The sequence below is a fragment of the Microbacterium xerophyticum genome, assembly GCF_053543555.1.
Genome location: NZ_JBLVOB010000007.1, coordinates 295,191 through 302,354 on the forward strand (window position 1 = coordinate 295,191; position 7,164 = coordinate 302,354).

General features: G+C 69.0%; 9 protein-coding genes and 1 pseudogene. 1 reads left to right on the top strand and 9 read right to left on the bottom strand.

Going from position 1 to position 7,164, the window contains the following annotated elements:
- Nucleotides 1–20: 20 nt before the first annotated feature.
- The 7 genes from ACNPNP_RS13010 to ACNPNP_RS13040 all read right to left on the bottom strand — a co-directional run bounded on the left by ACNPNP_RS13010 (nucleotide 21) and on the right by ACNPNP_RS13040 (nucleotide 5,175).
- Complete coding sequence (locus tag ACNPNP_RS13010) at nucleotides 21–503, bottom strand: GNAT family N-acetyltransferase (protein ID WP_448966460.1); 483 nt, start codon at nucleotides 501–503, stop codon at nucleotides 21–23.
- Nucleotides 493–1,818: an APC family permease gene (locus ACNPNP_RS13015; protein WP_448966461.1), complete on the bottom strand. Its 1,326-nt coding sequence runs from the start codon at nucleotides 1,816–1,818 to the stop codon at nucleotides 493–495. The genes ACNPNP_RS13010 and ACNPNP_RS13015 overlap by 11 nt, the downstream gene beginning before the upstream one ends.
- A gap of 57 nt (nucleotides 1,819–1,875) precedes the next feature.
- Complete coding sequence (locus tag ACNPNP_RS13020; RefSeq protein WP_448966462.1) at nucleotides 1,876–2,859, bottom strand: YihY/virulence factor BrkB family protein; 984 nt, start codon at nucleotides 2,857–2,859, stop codon at nucleotides 1,876–1,878.
- Nucleotides 2,860–2,928: 69 nt separating this feature from the next.
- Nucleotides 2,929–3,240, bottom strand: a complete 312-nt coding sequence (locus tag ACNPNP_RS13025; RefSeq protein ID WP_448966463.1) for a DUF7882 family protein — start codon at nucleotides 3,238–3,240, stop codon at nucleotides 2,929–2,931.
- Nucleotides 3,241–3,283: 43 nt separating this feature from the next.
- Nucleotides 3,284–3,739, bottom strand: coding sequence for an SRPBCC family protein (locus ACNPNP_RS13030; protein WP_448966464.1), 456 nt, complete (start codon nucleotides 3,737–3,739; stop codon nucleotides 3,284–3,286).
- Nucleotides 3,740–3,854: 115 nt separating this feature from the next.
- Nucleotides 3,855–4,934: an FUSC family protein gene (locus ACNPNP_RS13035; protein ID WP_448966465.1), complete on the bottom strand. Its 1,080-nt coding sequence runs from the start codon at nucleotides 4,932–4,934 to the stop codon at nucleotides 3,855–3,857.
- 31 nt (nucleotides 4,935–4,965) lie between these two features.
- Entirely contained in the window at nucleotides 4,966–5,175 is a 210-nt protein-coding gene (locus tag ACNPNP_RS13040) for a hypothetical protein (RefSeq protein ID WP_448966466.1), read from the bottom strand.
- Nucleotides 5,176–5,335: 160 nt separating this feature from the next.
- Between ACNPNP_RS13040 and ACNPNP_RS13045 the strand changes: the two genes are divergently transcribed.
- Nucleotides 5,336–6,013, top strand: a complete 678-nt coding sequence (locus tag ACNPNP_RS13045; protein WP_448966467.1) for a ThuA domain-containing protein — start codon at nucleotides 5,336–5,338, stop codon at nucleotides 6,011–6,013.
- Here ACNPNP_RS13045 and ACNPNP_RS13050 read toward each other — a convergent pair.
- Both ACNPNP_RS13050 and ACNPNP_RS13055 read right to left on the bottom strand, forming a co-directional pair.
- Nucleotides 5,990–6,793, bottom strand: a complete 804-nt coding sequence (locus tag ACNPNP_RS13050; protein ID WP_448966468.1) for an SDR family oxidoreductase — start codon at nucleotides 6,791–6,793, stop codon at nucleotides 5,990–5,992. The two genes, ACNPNP_RS13045 and ACNPNP_RS13050, sit on opposite strands and share 24 nt — an antisense overlap.
- Nucleotides 6,783–7,164, bottom strand: a pseudogene (locus ACNPNP_RS13055) (hypothetical protein); the annotation flags it as partial. The pseudogene ACNPNP_RS13055 and the gene ACNPNP_RS13050, both read right to left, overlap by 11 nt.

Here is a 7,164-nt window from a genome sequence, read left to right on the forward strand (position 1 = left end):
CTTCCCGGCGGGTATAGAGCTCACGCCAGCCCGGGGTCGAGACGCTTGCGCATGAAGAGCTGAGCCGTGCCGTCGTCCTGCTCGACGCGCTCAGTGACCCGGTAGCCGCAGCTCTCGTACAGTCGCACGTTGGCCTCGCTCAGGCTGCCCGTGAACAGCTCCGCCTCCGGTGCGCGCGAGTCGTGTTCGGCCGCCTCGAGCAGCGCCCTCCCGATTCCCGCGCCCTGCATGTCGGGCGCGATGGCGATCCGTCCGATGAGCAGCAGATCGTCGGTCTCCCTCACGCGGATCGCTCCGACTAATCGTGGTCCGATCCTCGCCACCCAGCCGTTCGCATCCGCCAACTCGGCGCGCAGCTCGTCGAGCGTCTGCGTGAGCGGTGGCATGTCGGGCGTGCCGTAGATCAGTGCCTCGGAGACGAACGCGGCTCGCTGCACCGTGAGCACCTCACCGGCGTCCGCCGGCGAGATCCGCGACAGCACGACGTCCGACTCATGTGTCATGTGCCGCCCCGTTTCGACGCCGCGCCCACTGCGCGAGTGCGAACAGCCCCAGACCGACCAGCAGCAGTGCGGCGCCGAAGAGCCATACGACGGCGCGCTGCTGGGTCAGCAGCAGGATGCACGAGCCGATGCCGAGCACGGGAATGAACGTCCAGACGCGGAAGTGATCGTGCTCGACCCGGTCCCGCCGCAGCACGAGCACGGAGACGTTGGCGCTGAGGAAGACGAACAGCAGCAGCAGGACCACGGTCTCGGCGAGCGTCGCGAGATCGCCGATCAGCGTCAGCAGCATCGCCACCACGCTCGTCGCCAGGATCGCCACCCAGGGGGTCCTCCTGTCCGGCAGTACCCGTCCGAGGCCGTCGGGCAGCAGCCCCTGCTGCGCCATGCCGTACGTGAGCCTGCTGGCCATGATCATGGTGAGCAATGCGCCGTTGGCGACGGCGATCAGCGCGATCAGGCTGAACAGCCAGGACGGCACACCTACTCCGGTCGCCTCGACGACGGCGAGAAGAGGTCCGCTGGACTGCTGCAGCTCCTCCGGGGGAAGCGCCACCGCGCTGGCCAGCCCCACGAGCACGTACACGGCGCCGGCCGTGAGAAGAGCCGCGAACAGCGCCTTCGGATACGACCTCGACGGCTCCTTGACCTCCTCGATCACGTTCGCCGAGGTCTCGAAGCCGACGAACGAGTAGTACGCGATGATCGCACCGCCCAGCACCGCCACCCCGACGCCGGTGTCCTCCGGAGCCTGCATCACGCGCGATGCGTCTCCGCCGCCGCCCGCGACGAAGAATCCGACGACCGCGATGACGATCACGAGTCCGCTCAGCTCGATCGCCGTCATCACGAGGTTCGCCCCCATCGACTCCCGGATACCACGCGCGTTGATCGCACCGACGATGACGAGGAACACCATCGCGGCGGGGATCGCGGGGACGGGGAGGAAGGTCTGGAGATAGTCGCCTGCGAACGCGATCGCGAGTCCGGCTGCGCTCACCACCCCGGCCGCGAGCATGCTGAAGCCGACGAGGAACGAGACGATGCGGCTGCGGAACGCGCGCTCGGCGAAGACCGCCGCGCCTCCGGCACGCGGATACTTCGTGACGAGTTCGGCGTACGAGCCCGCCGTCAGCAGCGCGAGCAGCAGGGCCAGCAGCAGCGGGGCCCACAGCATCCCGCCCACTTCGGCCGAGAGCACGCCCATGAGGGCGTAGATCCCTGCACCGAGCACGTCGCCCAGGATGAAGGCGAACAGCATGGGCCCGGTGATCGCACGCCGCAGTCGTGAGGGCGCTTCGGTCGGTTTCGTCATCGCCCCAACCTAGAGTCGGTTCGAGATGGGATCACGGCCCTTGACACCGCCCCGTGCTCATGGGGTATGTCCCGGTTCCTCCTCGTCGGCGCGTATCCGACGGGCCCTGGCCTCGTCTGTTCTGTCCCTGTGCACCGTCTTCGCGATCCGACGAGCATCGCGCAGGGGAAGCTGCACCTGGGTCTCGGCGGGCACCCCTGCGCGGAGCTCGCGGATGCGCTCCACCTCCGCATCGAACTCCACTCCGACGAGCAGCGCCATGTTCGCTATCCACATCCACAGGGCGAACACGATGACTCCGGCGAATGATCCGTAGATGCGGTCGTAGTTCGAGAAGCCGGCGATGTAGATGCCGAAACCGGCGGATGCGACAGCGAGCACGACGATCGCGACCGCGGCGCCGAGGCTCATCCAACGGAAGCGCGGCGGCCGGATGTTCGGTGTGTAGTAGTAGAGGAACGCGACGACGAACACCACGAGCAGCACCAGCAGCGGCCATCTCGCGATGCGCCAGACGAGGAGAACGGCTTCGCCGATCCCGAACGCGTCTCCCAGCGCCTGCGCGACGGGCCCTGAGCCGACGATGAGCAGGACAGCGATCGCCGCGCACAGGATGGCGACCACGGCGATGGCGAGCTGGGTCGGCTTGAGCGTCCAGATGGGCCGCCCCTCCTGCACGCCGTAGATCCGGTTCATGCCGCGGCCGAGCACGGCGACATAGCGTCCCATCGACCAGATCGAGAGCAGCACGCCGAACACGAGCAGCAGGCCCGACATCCGCAGATCGGCGAGCTCGCGGAGGAAGTCCCCGACCCCGTCTGCCGCTTCCTCAGGAGCCACCGCGCGCACGACGTCGAGCAGCAGCCGTGCGGTCTCGTCGTCGCGGCCGAGCACGCTGAGCAGCGAGAACCCGACCATCGTGGCCGGCAGAAGCGCGAGGAGGGCGTAGAACGCGAGACTCGCGGCGACGTCAGCGCATCCGTCCGCGGCGAACGCGCGGAGGATCCGCCGGAGCGCGAAGGTCCATGAGCGTGTGGCCATCCCCACACTCTGGGCCGTCACCGCCGCGGCGCGATGCCCCTTGACAGCGCGCTGATGCGGCTGCGGGGCTCAGTCCTGTGTCTCGAGCACCTCATCGACGAGGGTGATGCCACCCGTCGAGTTCGCCGTGTGCATGAGTTCTTCGATCCACCGGGGGTTCAGCGGTGCGGCCTCGGGCTCATCGAACACGAACCGCAACGGGATCGACGGGTGGACCCAGATCGTCGACCGTCCGGCTGCCTCGCCCTCAGGATGCTTCCACGACAGGGTGAAGGACTCCTGGCGACGGAGCTTGGTCGCGATGACGACCTTGAGGTGCGCCAGAGCGCGGTCCTCGATGTGGATCGGATCCTCTGACCCGCCGTACTGAATCGAACCCATACGCTGACCGTAGCGCATGGCGGATGCTGTCTCGAACGCCCGCTCAGTTCTCGACGTCGCCCCTCCACGAACCGGTCTCCGCGCCTCGGCTCTCGATGAACTCCTTGAAGTTCTTGAGGTCCTTCTTGACCGCGTGAGATCCCGCGCCGAGGGCCGCGCCCACGCTCTCCACGAGCCCGCTCGGCTCCCAGTCGAGCTGCACGCTCACGCGGGTCGACGTGTCGGTGAGTTTATGGAATGTCACCGCTCCCCCGTGCGCGGTATCGCCGCCCGTGCTCGTCCACGCCACACGCTCGTCGGGATGCTGCTCCGTGATCTCCGCGTCGAACTCGCGCTCCACACCCCCCACGTTGACCTTCCAACGGGTGAGAGTGTCGGTGACCTGCGTCAGCGACACCACCTCATCGAGGAACTCCGGGAAGCTCTCGAACTGGGTCCACTGGTTGTACGCCACGCTGACGGGGACGTCCACGTCGATGGTCTCGATGATCTGCGCCATGAGATTCTCCTCACTTGTCGGTTGTCGTTCCATTCAGCACGTGACGCCGCACTCGTGTCAGGGGGCTTGACGGGGGCTGCGTCATGCGCGATCGTGCGTGCTCCCCGGTGCCGGATCATTCACGCGCGCGAAGGAGCAGGAGGATGCGCCGCAGGTGCATGCAGATGAGGACGCCGGGACCGATGGTGCGGCCGGAGCTGACGGCGACCTGATCCACCTCGTCCAGCAGCATCCGCACCGCTCTCGCGGCGTTCTCGCGCGACCTGTGCGCGTCCGCACTGTCGTCCTCATCCTGTTCGATGCAGTCGGCGACCCGCCTGCAGGCCTCGCTCAGAGGCTCCGCCAGCGTCGGATTCAGCCCCAGTCCGCCCGGTCGCTCCCAGATGGCGTCGGCGAGGGCGTCGGAGATGTCGCGTATGCGCACGGCGATCAGCTCGAGCGCCTCGAGACGGTCGTGCACCTCGCCCGTGTCGTGCCGTCCCCGCATCGCTCGGGGATTGCCCTTCCGGCTGGCGTCGGCCTCGTCCAGCGCCTGCCGCACGTCACGCGACGTGTCGGCGAGGGCCGAGGCATCGCGCACCCACCCGTCACGCTCCGGAGGCCACGATTCCGACACCGCTTCACCGATCTCGTGCAGGTGCCTCGCGAGCTGGGTACGGAAGTCGTCGACGCGCGCTGCCGCGACACCGGTGAGCACTCGAGGAAGGATCAGCAGGTTGACCGCGAGCCCGACGGCCACCCCGACCGCCATCTGGGTGAGATATCCCAGCGAGTAATCGTCGGAGTTCTGACCGCCGATGATCAGCACGAACAGCGCCGCTATCGGCACGTACTCCCGCCCCACGCCGAACCAGCCCGTGCCCGAGAGCAGCACGCCCACGCCTGCGACGAGGGGTATCGTCCACCAGTTGGGCCCGACGGTGACGACCACGGCGAGCGCGAGCCCGATGCCGACGGCGAGGCCCATCAGGGTCTGCAGACCCGACTTGGCCGACTCCATCAACGTCGGGTACATGCTCAGCAGCGCACCGAGCGGGGCGTAGTACGGATACTCGTCCGTCACGCCGGGCATGTGCGGCGCGAGCGCCCACGCGATCCCCACCGCGAGGGCGGCCTTCGCCGCGAACAGCAGACGCGGGGCTCGGAACGCGTTGCTCAGGGCTGCGAACCGTTCACGGGTCGCCCCGGAAGGCATCGGCGCCCGCCTGTCGTCGTGCCGCCGATCGTCATTCGTCGCCGTCGGCGGGTTCCGGCCCGCTTTCGACGTCGACTGAGTCGGCACTGTCGGCGTCGGCACTGTCGGCGTCGGCACTGTCGGCGTCGGCACTGCCGGCGTCGGCACTGCCGGCGTCGAAGTCGGTGGTCTCCTTCGGCGGGATCCGCTCTTCGGGGATGAACGGTCGCTCCTCATCGGGAATCGCGCGGGGATCGGACATGGCGCCTCCTGTGCATCGTCGTGGAACTCGTCGTCGTGGAACCTCATTCTGGACGTCGTGCGCCGATGACGGCCGGGGGTTGACATCGCCGCGCGAGTCGGTCGCGCCGCGCGCCGGTAGTGTCGGACACGGCAGAACGTGAGGCGTCGAAGGAGAACCCGTGCATGCACTGATCGCGAGCGGGACGGGACGGTACGCCGACCCGTGGCATCCGTTCACGCGTACGAGTCCGCTCATCGCCGAGATCCTGTCCGATTCTGGTTTCGATGTGAGCATCGACGACGACGTCGATCGCGCCATGCGCTCGCTGGGCGCCAGCGATCTTCTCGTCGTGAACGCCGGCGACCCGTGGCGCGCGGAGCAGCCGGTCGCAGCGCCGCCGGAGGATTCACTGCTCGGTCTCGCGACGGCACTCGACCGCGGCATCGGCGTGCTGGCGCTGCATTGCGCTGTCGCATCGCTGCGGGATTATCCCGAATGGGCCGCCGCGATCGGCGCCGTCTGGCTGCCGGGCCTCTCACACCATCCGCCGTTCGGGCGCACGGACGTCACCGGCGCGCCGATGCCTGACGGCACGGAGATTCCCGACTTCACCCTCGACGATGAACGCTACTGCCGCCTGCAGGGCATCGGCACCCGCCGGATCGTGGCGACCCACTCCGGCGACGGATCGGCGGAGCCTGCCGCGTGGGTGCGCGAGGTCGGGGTGTCACGCGTCGCCGTGGACGTGCTCGGTCACGACGAGCGATCGTACGAATCCGCGGGCCATCGACTGCTCATCCGCCGGCTCAGCGAGTGGGCGGCCCGAGGACGTTCAGACCGTCCGCCAGTCGTGTGATGTGATGGCCGCTCCGGCTTGCGGCCCCATCTGAAGCATGCCGCCGTCGATGACCAGCGTCGTGCCGGAGATGTATGCGGCCTCCGGCGACGCCAGGAACGCGATGAGCGCCGCGACCTCGCGGGCGTCGCCCGGGCGTCCCAGCGGGATGCCCGGTCGATCGATCTGCTTCGGATCGGCGCCGCTGTCACCGGACGCGGACGTCGCGATGGCTCCCGGTGCGACATTCACAGCAGTGATGCCGTGGGAGCCGAGCTCGAGCGCGAGGTTCTTCATGAGCCCGCTCAGACCGTGCTTGGCGGCGTCGTAGGCGCTGTAGCCGACCATGGGCTGGTGCGCGTGAACGCTCGTCACCGCGATCAGCCTCCCGCCGCGGCCCGCCGTGACCATCGCACGCGCGGCCCGCTGCAGGCACACGAAGGCACCAGTCAGATCGGTGTCGAAGACGCGGTTCCATTCGCCGAGCGAGATGTCGAGGAACGGCGTGTGGGTGCCGATGCCTGCGTTGTTGACGAAGACGTCGAGACCGCCGAGTTCGCCGATCATCGCATCGACGGCGTCACCGCACGCCGGGATGTCGGTCACGTCGAGCTGAGCGACGATCGCCCTCGCGCCGTGACCGCGCACCTCCGCCGCCGTCTGCTCCGCCCCTTCGCGGTCCGTGTGCCATGTGACGGCGACGTCGTGGCCCGCCGCGGCGAGCGCGCCGGCCGGCGCGCGGCCGATGCCGGAGTCCGATCCGGTCACGATCGCCCGGGGCGGTTCGTGATCAGCTCGCATCGCTCGCCTCAGCGTCGTCCGCCCAGCGCAGCACCGCCACGGGGTCCCGCACGGCTCGGCTCTCGCGCGGCGCATCCTCTGCCGTCGGCTCATCGTCCTCCACCAGCACGCGCGCGTCCGTGAGGATCGCTGCACGCGCCAGCGCCTCGGCCGCGTGCACCCGCGCGACGACGTCGGCGCCGAGGCTCTCCGATTCGTCGCCGGCGACCCACGGCGGTGCGTCGAGCGCGAGCAGCGTGCGTTCGTCGTCGAGCATGCGCCCGTCCAGCAGGAGCGTCTCGACGCGCGCCTGCTGCAGCGCCGCGATGACCTCCTCCAGTCCGGTCGCTCCGCCGCTGCCGCTGTCGGCAGCGGCCCGGTCGCGCCCCTCG